Source organism: Desulfobaccales bacterium, assembly GCA_041648175.1.
Classification (GTDB): Bacteria; Desulfobacterota; Desulfobaccia; order Desulfobaccales; family 0-14-0-80-60-11; genus 0-14-0-80-60-11.
Window position 1 is genome coordinate 1 of sequence record JBAZPO010000029.1, and the last position, 22,002, is coordinate 22,002.

The 22,002-nt window shown below is 57.5% G+C and carries 20 protein-coding genes and 1 riboswitch; of the genes, 8 read left to right on the top strand and 12 right to left on the bottom strand.

What is annotated here, in order from left to right; genetic code table 11:
* Positions 1-151 precede the first annotated feature (151 nt).
* The 8 genes from WC600_17575 to WC600_17610 form a co-directional block, all read right to left on the bottom strand.
* The gene (locus WC600_17575; protein MFA4904548.1) at positions 152-1,654 is read right to left on the bottom strand and encodes an SDR family oxidoreductase; all 1,503 of its coding nucleotides are present in this window, start codon (positions 1,652-1,654) and stop codon (positions 152-154) included.
* Positions 1,655-2,676: 1,022 nt separating this feature from the next.
* Positions 2,677-3,630 carry a DUF523 and DUF1722 domain-containing protein gene (locus WC600_17580; GenBank protein ID MFA4904549.1) on the bottom strand — a complete coding sequence of 318 codons (954 nt, stop codon included), beginning with the start codon at positions 3,628-3,630 and terminating at the stop codon, positions 2,677-2,679.
* Between the two features lie 1,271 nt (positions 3,631-4,901).
* Complete coding sequence (gene rsmA / locus WC600_17585; protein MFA4904550.1) at positions 4,902-5,762, bottom strand: 16S rRNA (adenine(1518)-N(6)/adenine(1519)-N(6))-dimethyltransferase RsmA; 861 nt, start codon at positions 5,760-5,762, stop codon at positions 4,902-4,904.
* Positions 5,710-6,216 carry a DUF2062 domain-containing protein gene (locus tag WC600_17590; GenBank protein ID MFA4904551.1) on the bottom strand — a complete coding sequence of 169 codons (507 nt, stop codon included), beginning with the start codon at positions 6,214-6,216 and terminating at the stop codon, positions 5,710-5,712. Before WC600_17590 ends, rsmA begins: the two co-directional genes overlap by 53 nt.
* A gap of 7 nt (positions 6,217-6,223) precedes the next feature.
* Positions 6,224-7,903 carry a long-chain fatty acid--CoA ligase gene (locus WC600_17595; GenBank protein ID MFA4904552.1) on the bottom strand — a complete coding sequence of 560 codons (1,680 nt, stop codon included), beginning with the start codon at positions 7,901-7,903 and terminating at the stop codon, positions 6,224-6,226.
* 12 nt (positions 7,904-7,915) lie between these two features.
* Positions 7,916-8,419: an FKBP-type peptidyl-prolyl cis-trans isomerase gene (locus WC600_17600; GenBank protein MFA4904553.1), complete on the bottom strand. Its 504-nt coding sequence runs from the start codon at positions 8,417-8,419 to the stop codon at positions 7,916-7,918.
* A 124-nt stretch (positions 8,420-8,543) separates the two neighbouring features.
* Positions 8,544-9,176, bottom strand: a complete 633-nt coding sequence (locus WC600_17605) for a class I SAM-dependent methyltransferase (protein MFA4904554.1) — start codon at positions 9,174-9,176, stop codon at positions 8,544-8,546.
* 145 nt (positions 9,177-9,321) lie between these two features.
* A complete protein-coding gene (locus WC600_17610; protein MFA4904555.1) occupies positions 9,322-9,540 on the bottom strand; it encodes a hypothetical protein in 219 nt (72 codons plus the stop codon).
* 253 nt (positions 9,541-9,793) lie between these two features.
* Between WC600_17610 and fabF the strand changes: the two genes are divergently transcribed.
* From fabF to WC600_17650, 8 genes are all read left to right on the top strand, one after another.
* Positions 9,794-11,095, top strand: a complete 1,302-nt coding sequence (gene fabF, locus WC600_17615; GenBank protein ID MFA4904556.1) for a beta-ketoacyl-ACP synthase II — start codon at positions 9,794-9,796, stop codon at positions 11,093-11,095.
* A gap of 435 nt (positions 11,096-11,530) precedes the next feature.
* The gene (locus tag WC600_17620; GenBank protein MFA4904557.1) at positions 11,531-12,958 is read left to right on the top strand and encodes an ATP-binding protein; all 1,428 of its coding nucleotides are present in this window, start codon (positions 11,531-11,533) and stop codon (positions 12,956-12,958) included.
* Positions 12,955-14,346, top strand: coding sequence for an ATP-binding protein (locus tag WC600_17625; GenBank protein MFA4904558.1), 1,392 nt, complete (start codon positions 12,955-12,957; stop codon positions 14,344-14,346). Before WC600_17620 ends, WC600_17625 begins: the two co-directional genes overlap by 4 nt.
* An 8-nt stretch (positions 14,347-14,354) precedes the next feature.
* Entirely contained in the window at positions 14,355-15,356 is a 1,002-nt protein-coding gene (locus WC600_17630) for an ABC transporter ATP-binding protein (protein MFA4904559.1), read from the top strand.
* 74 nt (positions 15,357-15,430) lie between these two features.
* On the top strand, positions 15,431-16,390 hold the full coding sequence (locus tag WC600_17635) for an oligopeptide/dipeptide ABC transporter ATP-binding protein (GenBank protein ID MFA4904560.1): 960 nt from the start codon (positions 15,431-15,433) through the stop codon (positions 16,388-16,390).
* 54 nt (positions 16,391-16,444) lie between these two features.
* Positions 16,445-16,885, top strand: a complete 441-nt coding sequence (locus tag WC600_17640; protein ID MFA4904561.1) for a DUF1772 domain-containing protein — start codon at positions 16,445-16,447, stop codon at positions 16,883-16,885.
* Between the two features lie 22 nt (positions 16,886-16,907).
* Positions 16,908-17,687, top strand: coding sequence for a sulfite exporter TauE/SafE family protein (locus WC600_17645; protein ID MFA4904562.1), 780 nt, complete (start codon positions 16,908-16,910; stop codon positions 17,685-17,687).
* Between the two features lie 13 nt (positions 17,688-17,700).
* Positions 17,701-18,366, top strand: a complete 666-nt coding sequence (locus tag WC600_17650) for a class I SAM-dependent methyltransferase (GenBank protein MFA4904563.1) — start codon at positions 17,701-17,703, stop codon at positions 18,364-18,366.
* Between the two features lie 26 nt (positions 18,367-18,392).
* On the opposite strand, the gene WC600_17655 is transcribed toward WC600_17650, so the two are convergent.
* The 4 genes from WC600_17655 to WC600_17670 all read right to left on the bottom strand — a co-directional run bounded on the left by WC600_17655 (position 18,393) and on the right by WC600_17670 (position 21,768).
* The gene (locus tag WC600_17655) at positions 18,393-18,596 is read right to left on the bottom strand and encodes a cation transporter (GenBank protein ID MFA4904564.1); all 204 of its coding nucleotides are present in this window, start codon (positions 18,594-18,596) and stop codon (positions 18,393-18,395) included.
* Positions 18,597-18,967: 371 nt separating this feature from the next.
* Positions 18,968-19,522: a hypothetical protein gene (locus WC600_17660; protein ID MFA4904565.1), complete on the bottom strand. Its 555-nt coding sequence runs from the start codon at positions 19,520-19,522 to the stop codon at positions 18,968-18,970.
* Between the two features lie 9 nt (positions 19,523-19,531).
* The gene (locus WC600_17665) at positions 19,532-19,909 is read right to left on the bottom strand and encodes a L,D-transpeptidase (protein MFA4904566.1); all 378 of its coding nucleotides are present in this window, start codon (positions 19,907-19,909) and stop codon (positions 19,532-19,534) included.
* A 799-nt stretch (positions 19,910-20,708) separates the two neighbouring features.
* A riboswitch (cobalamin riboswitch) is annotated at positions 20,709-20,891 on the bottom strand.
* Positions 20,890-21,768, bottom strand: a complete 879-nt coding sequence (locus WC600_17670) for an ARMT1-like domain-containing protein (GenBank protein ID MFA4904567.1) — start codon at positions 21,766-21,768, stop codon at positions 20,890-20,892. Its footprint overlaps the riboswitch before it by 2 nt.
* Between the last annotated feature and the right edge of the window lie 234 nt (positions 21,769-22,002).

Genomic DNA, 22,002 nt, shown 5'->3' on the forward strand with positions numbered 1-22,002 from the left:
CTGCATGTGCGGCCACCATGAGGGCGGACACATAGGTCCGCCCCTACAAAAACAAAATTACCTGTATGAGCGCAACTTGGTATAAGGGGTTGGGGATGGGGGTTTGGGGGAAGGGGGAGGGGCTGTCCGCCCCTCGCCTCTTCCCCCAAGCTTATTTTCCGCCAACCCGTTCCGGACCGGCGGTCATGGGTTTGCCGGTGGCCGCGGCGATGGCCCGGAGCATGCCCGGATAGAGGTTCTTGTGGAAAGGGTCGAGCGCGTACCAGTAGGCGATGCCCGCAAGGCCCCGGGGCAGGAAGCGCGCGGTCTGGGTAAGTTCGGTGCTGCCGTCGGGTATGGGGGAGAGGCGGAATTCCAAGGTGGCCTCGCCCGGCAGCTTCATTTCGGCCAGCAGCAGCAAGCGCCGGTTAGGGTCGATTTCCAACACCCGGAAAAAATCCAGGGCGTCGCCCACCTGGAGTTCGGTGGGGTGGCGGCGGCCGCGCCGCAGTCCCGAGCCTCCCAGGAGACGGTCCACCCCGCCCCGAATGGCCCACAAGGAGTCGCCGTAGTACCAGCCCGTCTGTCCGCCGATCTGGGTGACAACCTGCCAAACCTCTTCAGGGGTGGCCGCAAGAAGCACCCGGTAGCCCAGGCTGAGCACGGTGCCCCCGGCGTAGCCGGCGTCGCCGCAGGAGACCCATTCCGGAGGAGCCAGGGAGCCGGCGTCGCTCCAGCAGGTTTCCACCCGTTGCTGGGCGATCCTTTGCAGGGCCAGCCGGATGGTCTGACGGCAACTGAGCAACTCCTGGGGGATGAGGTCCCGGATGCGATTATCCTGGCAGACCACCGGATTGGCCAGGCCTGCGGCCAAGGGCTGGGCCAGGGAGGCAGGAATGGGGGTCACCAAGTGAATCCAGTAGGAACTGAGCCGGGGAGTGAGAACCGGCACCGGAATGACCAGGCGCCGGTGGAGGTGGGCTTCTTCGGCATAGATATCCATCAGTTGCCGGTAGGTCACCACTTCCGGTCCCCCGATGTCAAACGTCTGCCCCCTGGTCTCGTCGCGTACCAAGCAGCCAATCAGATAGGTGAGAACATTGCGGATGGCAATGGGCTGGACCGGGGTGTGCACCCATCGGGGAGTGATCATCACCGGCAGGCGGTCCACCAGGTAACGCAATATTTCAAAGGCCGCGCCACCGGACCCCAGGATCATGGCGGCACGCAGAATCGTGCTGGGAACGGCCCCCGATTGCAGAATCCGGGCCACTTCATGGCGGGAACGCAGATGCTCGCTTAAGTGGGGGTCGTCCTCGCCCCCCAGGCCGCCTAAATAGATGATGCGGTCAAGGCCAGCCTCTGCCGCAGCCCGGACCATATTTTGGGCAGCCTGGCGGTCGGCTTCCGGGAAGTCCCGGGCTGCCGCAGTCATGGAGTGCACCAGGTAAAAGGCCGCCCAGCAGCCTCGGGTTGCCTGGCGCAGCGATACTGCGTCCATGACGTCTCCCTGGGCCAGCTCGATGAGGGGATGGTTGCCCCAGGGCCGACTGCGCAATTTGTCCAGAGAACGTCCTAAGGCTCGGACCCGGCACCCCGCCGAAAGGAGCCGGGGGACCAGGCGGCCGCCCACGTAGCCGGTGGCGCCGGTGACCAGAAGCGGTTTTGGGTTCATGGAATAATGCCTCCCTCTCCCCCCCCATGGGACCTTTGGTAAGGGAGGCGCCCAAGCTGACCTGGGCGGAAAATGGCGTTCCCAAGCTGGAGTTGGGGAACGAGGGCCAAAAAAACGGTGTTTTCATGGCTTATAGCGTTTGCCATAAATTTATGCCGCTGGCTGATTTTTAAATCCCCCTAAATCCCCCTTTTTCAAAGGGGGACTTTATAGGTAATTCCTTATAGTTCCCTCATTTACCAAAGGGGAGTTAGGGGGGATTTTGGGTGTTAAAGTATCTCCTAATTACGGAAAAAACTTTTGCCATTCGCTATAAAATCACCCTAAACTGCCCAAAAAATCGCTGAAAATGGCCGGGCGCGGGCCGTTTTTGGGGGCAACCCCGGCACATGTGCCGGGACATTGCCGAGGTGCCCTCGCCATATACCCGGCCTGAACCCGCGTGCATGCGTGTTCCGGTCGACGTTGTGCCAAGGTTGTACCAGGGTTGTGCCGACCCTGTCCCGAGGTAAATATTCGGCTTTCGCAAGACTTAGCCAGTAATATCAACGGATTAATGGGGCACCGGCATCCTTGTGCCGGGACACGGTACAGGGGGGACGGCTGGAGGCTGGCAATAGTCCACAACTTGATCTTAAATGTCCCACTTCTATCCCGGCAAGGCATGGTGACAGCATAAACGCGGAACCGGGAGGGCAACCAGCAGCGCTGAGAAAGATGACACGCTTTTCATGCGGGCAGGAGCAGGGTTGTGCGCCACTACCCTAAAATATGGCGAGGAAGGATTGATCACGGCTTCAAATCAACACCACGTTGTCCTTTTGAAGTACTCAAGTGATAGAGCAGATAGAAAAGCAGAAGGCGGGATGCGCTACGCTTTCCCGCCCTACCCCCTCACCCTACCCTCTCCCACAAGGGGAGAGGAAAATTAGAGGAAAAAACTTTTGGCAAGCGCTATAACGCATTGCCTAACATCGAATAACTTTTTGGCTTTCACTGCAAGCCGCAGCCCCGGCAAACCCTCACACATGGTTGCGAAGCTGCAATTCCACCGGATGGGGGTGGAGGTAAGACTGCTCTTGCAGGTAAGGCTGATGATATTTGCGGACATAATGATTGATCAAGGTGACGGGCACCACCAGAGGCACGTAGCCTTGATGATAATTATCGATAATCTCAAGTAATTCCTGCTTTTCCTCAGCCGACAGATCCTGCTTGAAATACCCCATCAGATGATGCAAGACGTTGGTGTTTTTCTTGGGGGTGGCTTTCAGGCGCAGCGCCTCCATGAGCCGGGACTGATAGCGCTCATAGAGTTCCGGCGCCGGCAGCTCTTTGGCCTGCGCCACCAGTTTGCCCAGCTCCCGGTAATGCTCGGCACTGTGGGCCAGGATAAGCAGTTTGTGCCGGGTATGGAAGGCTACCAGGCCGCCGCGGCCGGGTGACGCGGCCAGGAGTTCCCGCCAGCGCTGGAATACGAAAATGCGTTCGATGAAGTTTTCCCGGAGCCCGGGATCATGCAGGCGGCCTTCGTCTTCCACCGGCAGGAGTGGGAAGCGCTCCATGAATATCCGGGCAAACAGCCCTACTCCCGTGGTCACCGGTGCGCCCCGGGCCGGCTCATTATAGACCTTGACCCGCTCCATGCCGCTGCTGGGGGATTTGCTCTTAAAAATGAAGCCGCACAAATCTTCCTGGGCCAGTTCCCGCACCCGGTTTTCGGCCCATTTTACCAGACGTTCCGTGTGATCGATCTTGGTGCGGACGGTCACGAGGCGGGGGGCAGAGGGTTCGCCCACCAGGCGCATGGCTTCCCGGGGCACTCCCAGGCCACACTCCATTTCGGGACAGACAGGGATAAATTCCACATAGTGGCCCAGGGTACCGGTGATGAAGCGGTCTAACTGGTGGCCGCCGTCGAACCTGACCTGCCGGCCCAGCAAGCAGGCGCTGATTCCCAGCCGGATTTTTTGCATAAGGATGCTCCTGCAAGCGCAGCCCAGGCTGCACATTCACGGTGATGGCGATTTTTTTGGCAAAATCTGTTGCTTATAGCGTTTGCCATAAATTTATGCCGCTGGCTGATTTTTAAATCCCCCTAAATCCCCCTTTTTCAAAGGGGTACTTTATAAGTAATTCCTTATAGTTCCCCACTTTACCAAGGGGGGGGTTAGGGGGGATTTGGGGTGTTAAAGTATCTCCTATTACGGAAAAACTTTTGGCAAACGCTATATAAGGAAATGCGTTCAAATAGGTAATTTAGTAGCCGCAGACTTTACCATGAAAATCCAAGTTCCCCTAAATCCCAGCAGTGTCGGTTTGGTTTTTGCAAATGAGGAAGTTCGTTGGGCGTAGTCCAACAGCTCAAAAATTCGCTGCGCACTTCCGGCTCCGAGAAGATTACTTCCCCCTCACCCTAACCCTCTCCCCCATCGGGGAGAGGGGAAAAAGTGGAACCGATTTAATGCCTTATGGTTACTAAAACGGCTACATCTCCTACCCCCTCTCCACCCGCTTCGGGGGGAGAGGGCTGGGGTGAGGGGGGCAGAACAACCTCATGCAATTTTCTAACCGGACACTGCTGCCTAAATCCCCCTTTTCCAAAGGGGGACTTTATACCGAGTTGCGTTCAAAGGGCAAATTTTAACAGGCGGAGGCTCTGGCCTATGCCTGCACAGGCGAGACGCCTGTGCCACCATTTGAAGGCGAATTGGTATTAAACCCCCCTTTGCAAAGGGAGCAGAGAGTTTTTCATCCCTGAGAGTGAGAACACTTTCGGTTCATGATTGAGGTTCTTGCAAAAAGCCGTTTTGTCATCCTGAGCGAAGCGAAGGATCTCGTATTTTCACCCACTTATGAGATTCTTCGGTCGCTTCGCTCCCTCAGAATGACAGGCGGGGAGATATTTGCAAGAGGCTCAAAAGTTTTCTCTTATTAACCCCTCACCCTACCCTCTCCCACAAGGGGAGAGGAGAACTAGAGGAAAAAACTTTTGGCAAATGCTATAAACCCCCCTTTGCAAAGGGAGCAGAGGGGTTTTTCATCCCTGGGAGTGAGAACACTTTCGGTTCATGATTGTTAAGCTTGTATGGCTCGTTTAAATTTACCTTTATGAGCGCCACTGGGTATTATACCAAGTTGCTGTCATAGAAGTAAGAATAGCTCCGGTTTTATAGGTCGTATCTATATGTGCGAGTGTAACAAGGGCGGACACATAGGTCCGCCCCTACAAAAACTATAATTACCTTTATGAGCGCCACTGGGTATTCGTCACCTTATTGCTGATTTCCACAAATTCCGCCACGCTCAAGGTTTCGCCCCGGCGCTTCAGGTCGATGCCCAGATCGGCCAGAAGGGGGCGCATCGCCTCTGAGGTAAGGCCGAAGGTTTCGGCATGGGCTGCCAGGGTGTTGTTCAAGGTTTTGCGGCGATGGCCGAACGCGGCTTTAACCAGTTGGTGCAACAAGGTCTCGTCATGCGCTTGAGGATTGGGCGCCTCCGGCAGCAGCCGCACCACCACCGAATCCACCTGGGGCGGCGGATAAAAATTGCCCGGTGAGAGCGAAAAGAGCCGCGTTACCCGAAAATAATACTGCCCCAAAACGGAGAGAATCCCGTAATCCTTGGTGCCGGGCAGCGCGGTGAGGCGCGCCCCCACTTCCAGTTGCATCATGAGAACGGCCCGGCTGATGGCCGTGATATGCTCAATCAGCCTGAACAGCAGAGGAGAAGTGATTTGATAGGGCAGGTTGCCCACCACGACCAGGGGCCGGCCCGCGGCCTGGCTGGCTTCTTTAAAGTCGAATTCCAACACATCCTGGCAGACGATTTCGACCTCGGGAACCTCGTGAAACAAGTCTTCTTGAAGAAATCTGGCCAGGTCGGGGTCCCGTTCCAGGGCGATGACCCGGTGGGCGGCCTGGGCCAGGAAGGTGGTAAGCGCCCCTAACCCCGCGCCGATCTCCAACACCGTGTCCTGACCCTCCAGATCCAGGGCCGCGACAATGCGCCGGGCCTGGTGCGGATGGAGCAGAAAGTGTTGCCCCAGGGCCTTCTTAGGCTTCTGGCCCAGACGCAGCAGGAGGCTTTTGGGAGAGGTTGAAGACATCGAGAGCCCTTTGGGCTTTGCGCCGTTGATAGCGCCGCACGATCCACAGAGTCAGAAAATAGGCCACGATGGCCGGAGGAATGGCGATGATGATGCCGCCCACTTGCAGGGCCAGGCCCCCCTGCCAGAGGACGCAGAGCCACGCTTTAAAACTGAAAGTCTCCGGAAAGACCAAGGGCTTGCCGCGATACAGCAGGAATTGACCTACCTTATAAGCGGTGATGTAGATGGGCGCGATGGTCAAAGGGTTGCCGGCCTGGAGGCCGATTATGGCGGTAACCGGGGAGACCCGGAAGAGCGCGGCCAGAGACAGGGTGGCCACCAGATGGAAGGGGATGGTGGGGGTGACACCGATGAATACCCCCAGGGCCATGCCCCAGGCAATTTTGCGCGGGTCTTCCTGGAGGCGGAGGAATTTCAGCCATTGGTAGCGGAGAATGCGTCGTAAGCTCATAGAAAAATTAAGGGGAAGATTCCCGGCCGGCGCCGGCCCCTTCCTCCTTGAGCACGCGGCGCAGCACCTTGCCCACCAGGCTCTTGGGCAACTCGGTGCGAAATTCGATGATCTTGGGCACCTTGTAGACCGCAAGCAACCGGCGGCAATGGGCCTCGATGTCAGCCTTGGTCAGCCGCGCCCCATCTTTGGCCACGATGACCACTTTCACGGTTTCCCCCCGGTAAGCATCGGGCACTCCGAAAGCTGCGGCCTCCTTGACGCCGGGGTGCTGATAGAGCACCTCTTCCACTTCCCGGGGGTAGATTTTGTAGCCTCCGGCGATGATCAAATCCTTTTTGCGTTCTACGATATAAAAATAGCCGTCCTCATCCATGCGGGCCAGATCCCCGGTGTAAAGCCAGCCGTCCTTGAGGACCATGGCCGTCTCCTGGGGGTTGTGCCAATAGCCATCCATGACCTGGGGGCCAAAGATGACCAGTTCCCCTTCTTCGCCGGGCGGCATCTCCCGGTTGCCGGTTTCCGGGTCCATGATCTTCGCCAGGGTGCTGGGCAGGGGCAAGCCCATGCTGCCGGGCGGCCTTTTGCCCTGGACGGGATTAAGATGGGTGATGGGTGCGGCTTCGGTCAGGCCATAGCCCTCCATCATGGTGCAGCCGCTCAAGGCCTCGAAGCGGTCCCGGACTTCCAGGGGCAGGGGGGCCGAGCCGCTGATACAGGCCCACAAGGCGGATAAGTCAAGCTTGGGCAGACGGGGGTCGTTGATCAGAGCCACAAACAGGGTGGGGACCCCGGGCAGCATGGTGGGCCGGTATTTTTGCATGGCCTTTATGAAACTGTTGATCTCAAAGCGGGGCAGCACGATAATCGTGGCTCCCTGGGACATGGGCCAGTTGAGACAGGCGGTGAGCCCGAAGGAGTGGGAAAATGGCAAGAGGCCCATGACGCGCTCTTCATTGTACCGCACCCGGGACAGCCAGGCGCTGATCTGGGCCACATTGGCCATGAGATTGCCGTGCGTCAGCATGGCGGCCTTGGGGGTGCCGGTGGTGCCGCCGGTATATTGCAGGACCGCCAGGTCCCCGGGTTCCGGCAGGGTTGTATCGGTCAAAGGGGGATGTTTCAGCAACTGCCGCCAGGAGGAGCGCTCCGGCGCGGGCTCAAATCCCAGGGCCAGGCCGTCTCTCCGGGCTTTGAAAGGATAGAGCCACGAAAGGAGCCAGGGGAGGCTATCCGTCAGGCTGGTAATGATGGTTTGGGTCAGATCTACCTGCTCCTTAATCTCCTGAAGTTTCGGGAGAAAATGGTCCAGCACTATCAGCCACTTGGCGCCCGAGTCGGCAAGTTGGTGTCCCAATTCCTTGGCGCTGAGGAGGGGATTGAGCATCACCGCCACCGCGCCCAGTCGCAGGACGGCATGGTAGGCGATGACCAGTTGCGGGGTATTGGGCAGGAAAATACCGACACGCGCCCCTTTGGCCAGACCCAGGTTCATGAGGGCGTGGGCCAGGCGGGCGGTGAGCGTGTTCAGTTCGCCATAGGTGAAGGTCCGGCCGAAAAAGACCAGGGCCGGGGCTTGGGGAGATCGCTCTGCCGCGTGCAGTAAGAGGAACGGCAAGGAGGTTGTGACGGGCCCCACCGTCAGGGGCACTCCCGGGTCATAATGGCGTGCCCAGGGGAAGGTCATCAATCATCTCCCCTAATGCTGGTGAGAGCCTCCTTCCTGACATTCCGAGCAGGTGCAGGCTTCATGCTCTTTGAGATCCTCAGGGGTCGCCTCCCGCACCTCGCGGATGGTAAAGGAAACTTCCAGGTCTTTGCCCGCCAGGGGATGGTTAAAGTCGATGAGCACGGTTTCGGGCCGCACTTCCTGAATAATAAAGAATACCGGTTGGCCGTCTTCGTTTTCGGTCTCGAATACCAGACCCGGCTTTACCTCCACCTCCGGAGCGAAGTCGGAGCGAGGGACTTCCATAAGCAGTTCGTCGTCAAATTCGCCGTAGGCCTCCTCGGCAGAAAGGTTAATTATTTTGCCTTCACTTTCTTCCATGCCGATCAAGGCTTCCTCCAGGCCCGGAGGCATCGCTCCCCCGCCCATACAGAAAGAAATTTCTTCCGGCTTTCCATCGGGGGGATAAGTCTCTTCCTCCCCGAGGTTGATCAGATATTCGATGGTCACAAAGGAACTCTTATCAATTTTCATGGTGTTCTCCTGAGGCCGGAGGCAGCCAGCCCCTTAGTAGATAACTATAAAGATATGCGAAACCTCATCCAGAGCCAGGGCAGGCCGCCGGAAAAGGCCCGCAAAAGAGGGTCTTCGAGTCTGTTTAACGTTTGGTGCCCATAATGATTCGGCCGGTATTGAGCAGATTGCACGGTACGGTCTTTTGAACGGCAATGCCCACGTCTTTCATAACCCGGATGACATCCAGATCGGTGGTGAAACCGACGCGGACAAAAACCGGGGCCATCACGTCTTCGACGCGGCCCCACAGGCTGCCGTTTTGGGACCTGGTGTGATTAACCGCGATGATCTGACCGCCGGGCTTGACCACCCGGTGGATCTCCCGGCAGACTTTGTGAGGATCTTGGACGGTGGTGATGACATACGCGGCCATGACGAGGTCGAAATGGTTATCGGGAAAGTCCAGACGGGAGGCGTCCATGACGTGTAAGTCAAATCGGCTGCCGCTGTTGAGATGGGCAGCTTTTTTCCGGGCCTGGGCGATCATGGCATGGGAAATGTCTATCCCCACAAACCGGGTTTTGGGAGGGTAGAATTCCAGGGTGTTGCCAGGACCTACGCCAATCTCCAAGACCTTCTGGTGAGGGGTTCTGGGCACGTACTTGAAAGCTTGCCGGCGGCCGGGGCCCAGGATTTTACCGAAGACATAATCGTAGAAGGGTGAATAAAACGAATATAATTGTTCCATGTAGCGCGGATTAACCTGACATTTCATATAAAATCCTTTTTAGGGTAATAGACTAATCGGCAAGGCGTATCAGGAATGCCTCGGGAAAATCGCGGACCTTCCCAAAATGCTAAATTCTACCCTAATAGTTGTGTGATTGTAAATCGAAAAATTCCCGGCTCAACGGAAAGCATCATTTGGACCTGATCAACTCTACTTCCCAGGCATCTCTGGCCTGGTGGTATTCCAGGCGATAAATGCGGTCGCCCACCTTTACCTTGAAGCAGAGCGAGGCCTGCGTCACCCACTGCTCCATGATCTGGTCAATTTCCAGCCAGGTCCGGCCCCAGGTAAAACGCCGGGGGCGTTCGTGCAGTCGAAACCCGGAATATGACTCTACCCGGCACAGCATCAGGTTGGCGTCAGCTTATAAGTTACCGGTCACACCGGGTGATGGGCTGCGAGAACGTCGCATCCGGTTCCGCCGGTCCCGGTTGGGCTTGAAACCCGTTGCAATAGTAACACGGGTAATTTACAATGGCAATATCGTCAACGTAATTGTGTATTTGGCCCCCTCTAGGGGATGGCCTTTGCACATTTGGGCGTGGTGGGTATATTCTCATTGGCCGCGGGAGAGGTTTTAATACATGTCATTAAGAAAAAACATGGGATTTAGACGGGTGGTGATTACGGGCGTCGGGATGGTGACGTCCATGGGTATGGATACGCCCACCGTGTGGAGTCGACTGCTGGCCGGGAAATCGGGGGTGTCCAGGCTAAGCCGTTTTAATCCCGAAATTATTGAGCGCTATCGCATTCCTGAAGATTTTCCTATCATCGGCGGGGTGATGCATGATTTTGATTTGAAAGAAATTTTGCAGGCCCGCAAAGATGAAGTCACCAAAGAGGATTTGAAGCAAATCAAGTATACTGACCGGTTTACCCAGTTTGCCCTGGCTGCCAGTATGGAAGCGATTAAGGACTCGGGCCTCAACCTGGAGGCTGATGAGGACCCGGAACGGGCCGGAGTGATCATTGCCAGCGGCATGGGCGGGGTCAGTTCCTGGGAGGAAGGGGTTCAGAAACTTCTGGCCGAAGGCGTGCGCCGGGTTTCGCCTTTCCTGGTGCCCAAAATGATTCCCAATCTGGCGGCGGGCAACGTCTCCATCCGGTTCAAGGCCAAGGGACCCAATATTGCGCTATCCACCGCCTGTGCTGCCGGGGCTCATGCCATCGGTTTGGCCTACCGTTCCGTCCAATTGGGGGACGCGGACCTTATGGCTGCCGGGGGCACCGAAGCCGCAGTGACTATTTTGACGCTCACGGCCTTTTATCGCATGGGTGCTTTGGCCGTTGGTTATAATGATCGCCCCGAAGCCGCCAGTCGTCCTTTTGATATCAATCGCTGTGGTTTTGTCATGTCAGAAGGCGCCGGTATCCTGGTGTTGGAGGAACTGGAGCACGCCCTGGCCCGTAACGCCGATATCTATGCCGAGATCGTCGGGTTCGGCATGACTGGCGATGCCCATCACATTACCGATCCGGATAAGGAAGGGGCCAGGCGCTGCATCACTCTGGCCATGAAAGATGCCGGCGTTAAGCCCGAAGACATTGATTACGTCAACCCGCACGCCACGGCTACCCCGGTGGGCGACCGCAACGAGTCTCAGGCTTTAAAAGAAATTTTCGGCGACTTGGCCCCCAGCCTCAAGGTGAGCGCGACCAAGTCCATGACCGGCCATCTGCTGGGCGCGGCCGGCGCGGTGGAGGGCATTTTCTGCGCCTTGGCCATCAAGAACGGGATAGCGCCACCCACCATCAACCTGGACGACTTGGACCCGGCCTGTGCCGGCCTGGATTTCATCAGGGGCACGGCCCGGAAGGCGGATATCCGCTATGCCTTGTCCAATTCCTTTGGATTCGGGGGCACCAACGCGGCCTTAGTATTCAAACGCTTTGAAGGCTGAGAAGAAGCGGTCAGCTTTTAGAGGCGGACGCGGGGCCTAAGGCCTGGCGAAGCCCCTCTTTGGAAAAGGGAAACTTAGGAGGATTTCAAGCGCTTATAGCGCTTGCCATAAATTTATGCCGCTGGCTGATTTTTAAATCCCCCTAAATCCCCCTTTTTCAAAGGGGGACTTTATAAGTAATTCCTTATAGTTCTCCCCTTTACCAAATGGGGTTAGGGGGATTTGGGGTGTTAAAGTATCTCCTATTAAGGAAAAAACTTTTGGCAAACGCTATATAAAAATCCCCCTGGCCCCTATCAGCAAAGTGGGGCTGAAGCTGTTTTTTATGTCATCTTATTTCTAAAACAGCCCTGGACTTCCTCTCAGGAGTATTCTTGATGTATGACAGTAAATAAAGGCTGATCGCTGAAAGCTGATAGCTGACTGCTTATCCCCATGGCCACCCCACCCAAGCCCATCCGTATCGCCATTGTCCTGAACGGTCAGGAATTCCTCTGTCACACAGTCACCGTGCCGTTCTCCCTGGAAGGCTACCCGCCGGTGGAACTGGTCTTATATGCCGCCAAACCCCAAATCCAGCCGGGTTTGGAGGTGAAACTCCTGCCGGAATTGCATCCGGAACAGTTCGATCTCATCTTGGACGGCCAGTTGCTTATGGCCGGGAGGCACGATTTTTCTCCCGATCAAACGGATAACTTTGTTTCCGGTCCCCCGGCAGACTTCCTGCAAAGACTGGTCTGCCATCTTCAGGAGTTGCGTCAAAAGCAGGAAATCAACTCCGGCATCATCAACAGCGCCACCGACGCCATGGTCACCATCAACGAGGACCACATCATTGTGGGTTACAATCATGCCGCGGAGGAGATGTTCGGCTATACCCGGGAAGAAGCCCTGGGGCAGGATCTGCTATTGATTGTGCCTCCGCCCTACAAAAACTTACACCGGGGCTATCTTAAGCGCTATCTGGCCACCCGGGAAGCCCACGTGCTCGGCCGGCAAAGGCGTCTTAACGCCTTTCGGCGGGATGGACGAGAGTTCCCCTTGAGCATTTCCTTTTCCGTGGTCGAAATCCATGATAGCCTCTATTTTACCGCTATCATGCGGGATATTACCGAGTATGAAGCTCTGGAAGACCGGGTGCTCCAGACCGAGCGTCTGGCTGCGGTAGGCAATACCGTGGCCCATATTGCCCACGAAATCAAGAACCCGCTGCTCATCATCGGGGGGTTTGCCCGGCAGCTTCTCAGAGTCCCGGAATTTGACGACACCTCCCGCCACCAACTGTCCACCATCGCCGAAGAGGTGGTGCATCTGGAGGAGATGGTGGCGGCCATGCGGGATTTTGTCAGGCGGCCACCGGCCCAGAAGCGCCAGGGAGAGATTGCCGCGGCAATTGCCCAGGCCCTGGAGAAGTTCCAGGACTCTTTTCGGGAGCATAATATTCAAGTGCGCCAGGTGGTGGAAACGCCGCTTCCGGCCGCGTCCTTTGACCCCAAGCAGTTGCATCAGGTTCTGCTCAATCTGCTCAAGAATGCCCAGGAGGCCATGCCTCAAGGCGGCGAGATCACCATTGCCAGCCGGGTGCGGGGCGCCATGGTGGAAATCAGTATCGCCGACACCGGCGATGGCATGCCTCCCGAAGTGGTAGACAGTATTTTTCAGCCTTACTTCACCACCAAGGAAACGAGTACCGGGCTGGGACTGGCCATCTGCCAGAGTATCATCCAGGAGCACGGCGGCAGCATTTTCGCCGATAGTACGCCGGGCCGGGGCTCCACCTTTACTATCCAACTCCCCTTAACGGTTGACGCGGACGAACTTCCCCAGCGCCTTACCGAACCCGAGGATAGGCGATTTCGATGACTACCCCTGTCCAACCCATCCGCATCGCCATTGTCATAAACGGCCAGGATTTTCTCTGCAACCCGGTCAGCCTGCCCTTCTCTCTGGAAGGTTACCCCCCGGTGGATGTGGTCCTCTATGGCAGCAACCCCGAGGTCGTGGCCGGCCTGCCGGTAAACCGCTTGGCTGAGTTGCATCCGGACCAGTTTGATCTCATCCTGGACGCCCAGTTTTTGACCAACGGGCTCGACGATTTTGCGCCGGACAAACTGGATAATCTCATTACCGGTCCCGCGGTGCCTTTCCTAAAAGGGCTGGTCTGCCAACTCCACGAATTGCGCCAGAAACAGGAAATCAACTCCGGCATCATCAACAGCGCTACTGACGCCATTATCACCATCAATGAAGAACACGTGATCGTCGGTTTCAATCGCGGCGCGGAACTGATGTTCGGCTACACCCGGGCCGAAGCCCTGGGCCAGGACTTGACCCTCGTGATTCCGCCGCCTTATAAGGCGGAGCACCGGGCCTACGTGCGGCGTTATGTGGCCACCCGGGAGGCCCGGATGATCGGCAAACACGTGCGCCTTACCGCCCTGCGCCGGGATGGGCATGAATTCCCCATGAGCATCTCTTTTTCCGTAGCCGAGATTCGCGATAACCTCTATTTCACCGGCATCATTCGGGACATTACCGAATACAAGGAGATGGAGGAACGGGTGCTCCAGTCGGAACGCCTGGCCGCGGTGGGCAATACCGTGACTCATATAGCCCACGAAATCAAAAATCCACTGCTTATTATCGGGGGGTTCGCCCGGCAGCTTCTCAAAACCCCGAACCTGGACGATAAGTCCAACCGCAAACTGTCCATGATCGCCGAAGAAGTGAGCCATCTGGAGGAGATGGTGGCGGAAATGCGGGATTTTGTCCGCCGCCCCTCGGCCCAGAAGCAGTCAGGCCAGATCATGGACATCTTGCGCGAAGCCCTGGACCTGTTTCACGATACCTTTGAGGAACATCACATCACGGTGCATCAGGTTGAAGAAACGCCGTTGCCATCGCTGCCCTTCGACCCCAGACAGGTGCGTCAGGTGTTCCTGAATCTTTTGAAGAACGCGCTGGAGGCCATGCCCCAGGGGGGTGAAATTACCATCACCAGCCGAGTCCAGGACACCAAAGCCGAAATCAGCATCGCCGACACCGGCGAGGGCATGACTGCGGAAGTAGCCGAGAATATTTTTCAGCCTTACTTCACCACCAAGGAAAAGGGGACGGGCCTTGGATTGGCCATCTGCCAGAGCATTATCCAGGAGCACGGCGGCACCATCTCCGTGGCTAGCACCCCCGGCGGGGGAACCACCTTTATCATCCAACTGCCCGTGGATGATGCCGCCCTGGCCCAAGAGTAAGGTGAATATTGGCTTCCCTGACCGATAACCTGGCGCGCCGGACAGACGCATCTCCCTTGCTTGAGGTGCGTGACCTCACCGTCCAATTCAACACGGAGCGAGGCATAATCAGGGCCGTGGCTGGGGTGAGTTTTGACCTGGCCAATGGTGAAACCCTGGGCCTGGTGGGGGAATCGGGTTGCGGCAAAACCGTCACCGCGATGTCCATTCTGCGGCTCCTCCCCACACCCAGCGCTGAGGTGACCGGGCAGATTCGTTTTCAGGGTGAAAATCTGGCAACCTGCCCCGACAGCCGGATGCGCCAGATTCGGGGCAACCGCATTGCCATGGTCTTCCAGGAACCCATGACCGCGCTGAACCCGGTCTTGACCGTGGGCGAGCAGGTGGCCGAGGCGCTGCGCCTGCACCGGGGTTTATCCCATCAGACGGCCTGGCGGGAAGCAGGTGCCGCCCTGGCCCGGGTGGGCTTCCCCGATGCGAAAGCCCGTCTGGGCCAATATCCGCATCAACTCTCGGGAGGCTTGCGGCAGCGGGCGCTCATGGCCATGGCTTTAGCCTGCGACCCGGAACTCCTCATCGCCGATGAACCCACCACGGCCCTGGACGTGACCATTCAGGCCCAAATACTCGCCTTGCTGGCCAAGCTCAAGGCGGAGTTGGGGCTGGCGGTGCTGTTCATCACCCACAACCTGGGGATCGTGGCCCAGACCGCTGACCGGGTAGCGGTGATGTATGCGGGTCTTATCGTGGAACAGGCCCCAACTGCGGAACTCTTCGGCCACCCGGACCATCCCTACACCCGGGGGCTCCTGAATTCCGTGCCTCGCTTGGATTTCCGCCAGCCCGCCGGGGAAATCCTTTCGCCCATTCAGGGCCACTTGCCCGCTAAGCCGCCGTCCGGCTGCCTCTTCCGGGACCGCTGCCCCCTGGCCCATGGGCGCTGTCAGGCAGAACCGCCTTGGGTCGAAGTAAACCCCGGGCACGTGGTGCGGTGTTGGAATTTTTCGTAAGATGCGAAATTCAGTCATTTCACTCCCTCCTCTTCTAAAGGGGGTGCTTCGCTTTATACACCAAGAAGGACGCTATGCCTGAACTGCTGGAAGCCCACGAGCTGTGCCGCTATTTCCGCCTGGCCGGTACCTGGGGCAAAGGCCCGCTCCTCAAGGCAGTGGACCGCGTCAGCCTGAGCCTCTTTGCCGGCGAAACCCTGGGGCTGGTGGGGGAATCCGGCTGCGGCAAGTCCACTCTGGGCCGCCTGGCCCTGGCGTTGCTGCCCCCCACCAGTGGCAGCATCGTCTTCGCGGGGGAAGACCTGGCCCGGGTTTCCCATAAGCGCCTTAAGGAATTGCGCCGCGAGATCCAGATTATCTTTCAGGACCCCTATTCGTCCCTTAACCCCCGCATGACCGTGGGCCAGATACTTGAAGAGCCTTACATCATTCATAACCTGGGGACTCGCCGGGAACGCCGGGCCTGGGTGGCAGAGCTGTTGCGGGAAGTCGGGCTGACCGAAGAGGTTTTAGACCGCTATCCCCACGAATTTAGCGGCGGCCAGCGCCAGCGCCTGGGGATCGCCCGGGCTTTGGCCTTGAAGCCTCGGCTCATCGTGGCCGATGAGCCCGTATCCGCCCTAGACGTTTCTATCCAGGCCCAAATTCTCAATCTCCTGGCCGAGTTGCAGCAGCGCCACGGCCTCACGTATCTCTTCATCTCCCACGACTTGAGCGTCATCTCCCAGATCAGCAACCGGGTGGCGGTGATGTATGTGGGCCGCTTGATGGAGATGGCCTCCCGGGAGGTCATGGCCGCAGCCCGACTGCACCCCTACACCGAGGCGCTCCTCGCCGCGGTGCCCCGGCCCACCCCGGAGCGCACCTTCAACCCCCCGGCCCTCAAGGGCGAGCCGCCCAGCCCGGTGAATGTCCCATCGGGCTGCCCCTTCCACCCCCGCTGCCCCGAGGCCCAGTTCCCGATCTGTAAAGAGACGGTTCCCGACTTCCGGGAGACCGCGTCGGACCACTGGGTCGCGTGTCATTTTAGGTAAGGCAATCAAGCTGTCAGCCATTAACTTCAGCGAGAAAGTCAGGATGAGGAATTTATGAGGGTCATATTGGAATTATTGGCGGCTTTGTCTTCAGGGATATTTACCGGCGCGGCGTTTTATATTTATTTCGTCGAACATCCGGCGAGGTTGGAATGCGGCCCGGCACTGGGAGTACCCGAGTTTGCCGCCAGCTATAAGCGCGCCAAGATCATGCAGCCTTTGCTGGCATTTTTAGGGTTTTTCGGCGGCAGCGCCGCTTGGTTGACCGGCGCCGGCGTCTGGTGGCTCATCGGCGGGATCATTATGGGGTCGCTTTTTCCCTTTACCATCATCCTGATGTTGCCCATAAATAACGAGCTCAATAATCCATCCCTGGACAAGAATTCCCCCCTTGCAGTGGAACTTCTAAGCCGATGGGGGAATTTGCATCGGATCCGCGCGCTCGCGAGCTTGGTTGCATTTGTGCTCTTCTTGTTATTACTCAGATGGGCTTAACGAAGTTTGCGTGGTTTAGGTCATGCCGGTGAAATACTTGGTCATTTGCGCTTCGGCCTTCCTGGCCTCCGGTTTGACCCTGTTCTCCGGGTTCGGGCTGGGTACTTTGCTGCTGCCGGTCATGGTCCTGTTTTTTCCCATCGACCTGGCCATCGCCTTAACCGCGGTGGTCCACGCCCTGAACAATCTCTTCAAGTGCTGGCTCTTAGGCCGCTACGCGGACCGGCCGACAGTGTTCAAGTTCGGTATCCCCGCTATCCTCAGCGCCCTCGTGGGGGCTTGGGTGCTCTTGTACCTGTCGGACCTAGCACCGCTGCTCACTTACCAGATGTGGGGCCGAGAAGCCCACATCATGCCGGTGAAACTGGTGGTGGCGGTGCTGATGGTGGTCTTCGCCCTGGTGGAACTGGCGTCCTTTTTGCCGCGGTTCTCCCTGCCGCCCCGGTATCTTCCTCTGGGCGGCGTGTTGAGCGGATTTTTCGGTGGGCTCTCGGGACATCAGGGGGCGTTGCGCAGCGTCTTTCTCCTTAAGGCGGGTCTGAGCAAAGAAAGCTTCATCGCCACCGGAGTGGTGATCTCCCTCATGGTGGATATTCCCCGGATCGTCATGTACGGCTTAACCCTGCGGGGGCTGCACCTGGGAGGCGAACGCATTCTCTTGGCTGCCGCAATCCTGGCCGCCTTTGCCGGGGCCTGGCTCGGCAATCGCCTTATACCGAAAGTGACTCTGCGCCTGGTGCAGATCCTGGTGGCCGTCATGCTCCTGGCCATTGCTGCGGCCTTGGGAAGCGGCCTCATTTAGGGAAAGGATAGCGATGATCTGGAATGCCTTAAGGCGCGGTGAGCACCTGGAACCCCCGCCCTGGCTTTACGCCCGCATGGCGCGAGGTTCCCTGATGCGCCTGATCTACCGGCTTTTTGGCGGCGATCTGGTCGAGGCCTTGCCCAGGGGGAGCCGCCTTTTAGATGTAGGCACCGGCCCCGGCTATCTGCCGGGATATCTGGCCCTGGTGCGGCCGGACCTGGAAATTTGCGGTCTGGATTTTTCCTACGACATGATCCGCCGGGTTGAGCCCTGGCCAACCGCCCCGGCCCCTCGGGCGCCGGTTCGCTGGGTAGTGGCGGATGCCTGTCTCTTGCCTTTTCAGGGCAGGGTCTTTGACCACATTGTTGCGACCTTCAGTTTCCACATCTGGCCCTGCCCCGTGGCCGGGCTTCAGGAACTGCGGCGGGTCCTGGCGCCTGGGGGGCAGGCCTGGGTCTATGAGCTGCGGCGGGAGGCTTCTATTCACGATCTGCATGCCTTCGCCCGGGAAACGAACCTCCCGTTTCCCCTGGTCTACCTGGGGTTCAAGATCGTCAGCCGGCACCATGCCGTGCCGGCCCCGGAGTTTGCCCAGGCCCTGAAGCAGGCGGCGGGAGAGCGCGGGACCTTGCGCCCGGTGCACCACATCTTCTGGCGGGCCGAACTGGCAGGGTGAAACAATCTTTCGTTTCGGGGCGATGTTTAGGCGGTCACCAATTCAAACCCGGCCGCCTTCACCACTCGATCCAGGTCTTCTTTGGGGATCGGCGCGACGCGGTCATAGCTCACCCGGCCGCTGGCCAGGTCCACCTTAACATTGCTCACCCCCGCCAAACTTCCCATAGCCTTGGTCATGGCCGCGACGCAGTGGGCGCAACTCATTCCTTTTACCTGGATTTCCGGCATCAGTATCTCCTGATTCTAGCGTTTGCCATAAATTTATGCCGCTGGCTGATTTTTAAATCCCCCTAAATCCCCCTTTTTCAAAGGGGGACTTTATAAGTAATTCCTTATAGTTCACCCCTTTACCAAAGGGGGGTTAGGGGTGATTTGGGGTGTTAAAGTATCTCCTAATTATGGAAAAAACTTTTGGCAAACGCTATATTTTTTAAGGATTGGCGCACACGAACCCCCATCTTCACCAGTGCTATTCTAATCATTTTATGACCGTTGGCAAATGCCAGCCGGCGATTTCAGTCCGGTGTGGGTGTTGGCGCACAGACAAAAATCTCAAACCATGCGAGCCGCGGAATTCTCGGACGCGGCTTGAGGCGGCATCATTCCTGGTGCGGTGAGGGCGCGGCCAATAACTTGCACCCGCTTGAGATGAGTTGAGATACCTGGTCGGCAAAGTCCACAACATAGGTGACGCCGTTGAAATGGACAAAGGCTTCATTGGGTACATCTGGGACCGGCATAAGGAGAGCCCGGAAGGGCTCCACGGCCGTATAGTCTCGAACCACCACTTCGGTCCACAAACTTACCGGATTTTTCTGCAGAAGTTCCTTAGCTTCCTTGGCGTTCAAGGCTCGCCGCAGTTTCAAGGACGTCAATTGATTAAGGACAACGTCGAAACCCGGGCCGGCGAGACAAGTAACCGGTTTGCGGTTCTGCTTGTCCAGGATTATAAGGGTGAATCTGTCCCGAGTCTGCCAACGATGCGCGATCAGCATCATCTTTGATGATCGGTAGGTGACTTCGATAACCTTTGCCGGATCGACCGCGAAAACTTCCGCCCCCGGCGAAAGAGTTTGGGCCCCGACACTGTGCGAACTTGCTCCAAACAGCCCCAGCAGAGCTGCGACGATAACATATCGTGCGAACCGCGTCATAAGAACAAGTTATTTTACCGTCACTTTAGTGCCGAGGGGGGCCCATTCGTAGAGGGTGCGGGCAGCCTCTTCTTCCAAGCGGACACACCCATGCGAGCCAAACCACTCGGACACCCCCTGCTTCATGGCGCGCACCACTTCAAGTGGCACAGGGCCATGGTACTGATGCAGGGCTTTGCCATCTTCCGTGAAGAACATGGCGTAATCCATATCGACATTATAGGTTTTGCTGCGGTAGGGGTGCTGTTTGCGAAAGATATTAAAAACCCCTTTATCGGTGGGATGGTCGTCATCCCCTGATACGCAGATGAAATCGTAAACCTGATTGTCATCTTCGAAGGCTTGCACCGTTTGTTCTTCCAGATTGACGGCAATGCGTTTTTTCATCGTAAACCTCCCGGGATAGAGCCTGGCGCTCCCCCTGTGCCCGAAGGATGAGTGTTCAAACCGGGATCATGCGGGCGCCTGCCTGCCGCTGCCCTAAATTTGGGCTCTGATCATTGATACCAAGTTGCGCTCATAGAAGTAAAAATAGCTTCGGTTTTGTAGAGGCACACTTGCATGTGCGACCACTCTGAGGGCGGACACATAGGTCCGCCCCTACAAAAACTATAATTACCTGTATGAGCGCAACTCGGTATGAGTCATACAAACCATCATTGCTTGTCTACATGGAATCATAAAAAATATACAAGTTCAACTTTTTTTGTAGAAAACACTATACCATGAGCCTCTTGCAAAAATGCCGAGGCCGCGGGTTTTACCATGAAAATCCAAATCCCCCTAATCTAAATCCCCCTTTTTCAAAGGGGGACTTCGATTCGCACAGGCGAGACGCCTGTGCCACCGAGGAATTTATAAACGCCCAGATAAGATATCGACCTCAACGAGACTTTTGCAAGGGGCTCCCCTGTGACCCCCATAAAAATCCTGGCGACCCTGAATCCGGGGAGGTGGTTGCCAGACACCGAACCCAGGACCAGGGCCGCCAGGGCGCCAGGATAAGAAGAGGGTAAGGTCACCCTCGGATAAAGGTCTGAAACCTGCCGGGTGCCTGCATAGGGGCGGGGTTACCCTGCCCCGACGCGCCACCTCCAAAACAAAATCCCCAATTCCCTAAGGAGGGAATTGAGGATTGCACCCGTTTTACTTGGTCCTCAAGTCGGCGGCCGGGCGTGTCGCGCACCCCTCCGTCCAGCTTACAGGCAGGTCTTCTGGCTCTTGGATCGTCCTACTCCCGGCGCCTTCCCGGGAGCTCTCACTCCCAGTGGCTCTCAGCCGGTTTCGTCCCCAATTACAGCGGCGGGACCGCGACGGTTTTGCACCGTCTTCCCTTTTAACCGATAGGACCTATAAGTGTCTTCTATTTATTCCGGTTTGGCGTCCGTGTCAAGGGAAATCGCCGGGCTTCGGGCGAAGACAAAGGTGTTTTGTGCCACCCCTAAGGACCGGGCTACCGGGGCGCATTTGGCTTGCAGCAGGAACCAGAGGCGAGGGTCATTTAGGTGGCTCATGGTTTCAAAATGCCCCATGCCCTTGGCCAGGATGATCCGGGCCGCGTCATAAAGTTTTTGAAATTCGGGGCTGACCTCTTTAAGATTAAGCCCCACGGTGCGGGCGCCGGTATCCACCACCGGCTCTAGCGCCGAGGTCAGACCGGAGTCCTCCAGGTCCTGCCGGGTAAGATCGTTCTGGATGGGTCCACCCTTTACCACATAGAGCACCTGCCATCCCTGACGCCGCAGCCAGTTCACCAGGGGCCGGTCGAAGAACTGCTCCCCGGCGTTATCCGCCAGGTAAAGGAGGAGGCCGGGAGGACCGGCAAGGGCTTGGTTAAAGTCCGGCAGGTGGGAGATACCGAAGTGCACCGGGGCTTGCATCTCATGAGCCACTTCCGCTTCGTCCCGGAAAAAATCAAAGGCGTTACCCACCGCAGCCAGGCCGAGCAAAGCTTCCAGGCCGTCGCGGTAAGCCGGAGCCAGTTGCTGGTGCATCCGGGCCGCCAACGCGGTGGCCGCGGTTTTCCGGGCCGCAAAGGGATCGGCGTTCCCGGAAACCTGCTGGATGAGGTTAAGCATCCGATTGGCGATGGCCGCGGGAATGGCCTCCGGTCCAAACTCCTGGTCAAGAACCTGGCGGGCGGCCTGCCCGGCCCGCCGCTTAACCTCGGGGTCCGGGCTGGCCAAATTCACGGCAAGGCCCACCAGCCGCTTAAGACAAGCATAGCATTCGGGCCTGATGGCCATGGGACTTGGTGCGCCCCGTTTTTTAGTCGAATTGATAAATTGCTCCTTTCACGCCCTTGACAGCCTGAAAAGGTTTCTAGGTCTGGCCTTCGGGGCCGCCTGCCGTATGATACCAAGTTGCGTCCATAGAAGTAAAAATAGCTTCGGTTTTGTAGGATCGTACCTGCATGTGCGGCCACCATGAGGGCGGACACATAGGTCCGCCCCTACAAAAACAAAATTACCTGTATGAGC

What these genes read in the sequence shown, in the direction of transcription:
- WC600_17575 (MFA4904548.1), bottom strand. Translation starts at nt 1,654, where the DNA reads ATGAACCCAAAACCGCTTCTGGTCACCGGCGCCACCGGCTACGTGGGC.
- WC600_17580 (MFA4904549.1), bottom strand. Translation starts at nt 3,630, where the DNA reads ATGCAAAAAATCCGGCTGGGAATCAGCGCCTGCTTGCTGGGCCGGCAG.
- rsmA (MFA4904550.1), bottom strand. Translation starts at nt 5,762, where the DNA reads ATGTCTTCAACCTCTCCCAAAAGCCTCCTGCTGCGTCTGGGCCAGAAG.
- WC600_17590 (MFA4904551.1), bottom strand. Translation starts at nt 6,216, where the DNA reads ATGAGCTTACGACGCATTCTCCGCTACCAATGGCTGAAATTCCTCCGC.
- WC600_17595 (MFA4904552.1), bottom strand. Translation starts at nt 7,903, where the DNA reads ATGACCTTCCCCTGGGCACGCCATTATGACCCGGGAGTGCCCCTGACG.
- WC600_17600 (MFA4904553.1), bottom strand. Translation starts at nt 8,419, where the DNA reads ATGAAAATTGATAAGAGTTCCTTTGTGACCATCGAATATCTGATCAAC.
- WC600_17605 (MFA4904554.1), bottom strand. Translation starts at nt 9,176, where the DNA reads ATGAAATGTCAGGTTAATCCGCGCTACATGGAACAATTATATTCGTTT.
- WC600_17610 (MFA4904555.1), bottom strand. Translation starts at nt 9,540, where the DNA reads ATGCTGTGCCGGGTAGAGTCATATTCCGGGTTTCGACTGCACGAACGC.
- fabF (MFA4904556.1), top strand. Translation starts at nt 9,794, where the DNA reads ATGGGATTTAGACGGGTGGTGATTACGGGCGTCGGGATGGTGACGTCC.
- WC600_17620 (MFA4904557.1), top strand. Translation starts at nt 11,531, where the DNA reads ATGGCCACCCCACCCAAGCCCATCCGTATCGCCATTGTCCTGAACGGT.
- WC600_17625 (MFA4904558.1), top strand. Translation starts at nt 12,955, where the DNA reads ATGACTACCCCTGTCCAACCCATCCGCATCGCCATTGTCATAAACGGC.
- WC600_17635 (MFA4904560.1), top strand. Translation starts at nt 15,431, where the DNA reads ATGCCTGAACTGCTGGAAGCCCACGAGCTGTGCCGCTATTTCCGCCTG.
- WC600_17640 (MFA4904561.1), top strand. Translation starts at nt 16,445, where the DNA reads ATGAGGGTCATATTGGAATTATTGGCGGCTTTGTCTTCAGGGATATTT.
- WC600_17645 (MFA4904562.1), top strand. Translation starts at nt 16,908, where the DNA reads ATGCCGGTGAAATACTTGGTCATTTGCGCTTCGGCCTTCCTGGCCTCC.
- WC600_17650 (MFA4904563.1), top strand. Translation starts at nt 17,701, where the DNA reads ATGATCTGGAATGCCTTAAGGCGCGGTGAGCACCTGGAACCCCCGCCC.
- WC600_17655 (MFA4904564.1), bottom strand. Translation starts at nt 18,596, where the DNA reads ATGCCGGAAATCCAGGTAAAAGGAATGAGTTGCGCCCACTGCGTCGCG.
- WC600_17660 (MFA4904565.1), bottom strand. Translation starts at nt 19,522, where the DNA reads ATGACGCGGTTCGCACGATATGTTATCGTCGCAGCTCTGCTGGGGCTG.
- WC600_17665 (MFA4904566.1), bottom strand. Translation starts at nt 19,909, where the DNA reads ATGAAAAAACGCATTGCCGTCAATCTGGAAGAACAAACGGTGCAAGCC.
- WC600_17670 (MFA4904567.1), bottom strand. Translation starts at nt 21,768, where the DNA reads ATGGCCATCAGGCCCGAATGCTATGCTTGTCTTAAGCGGCTGGTGGGC.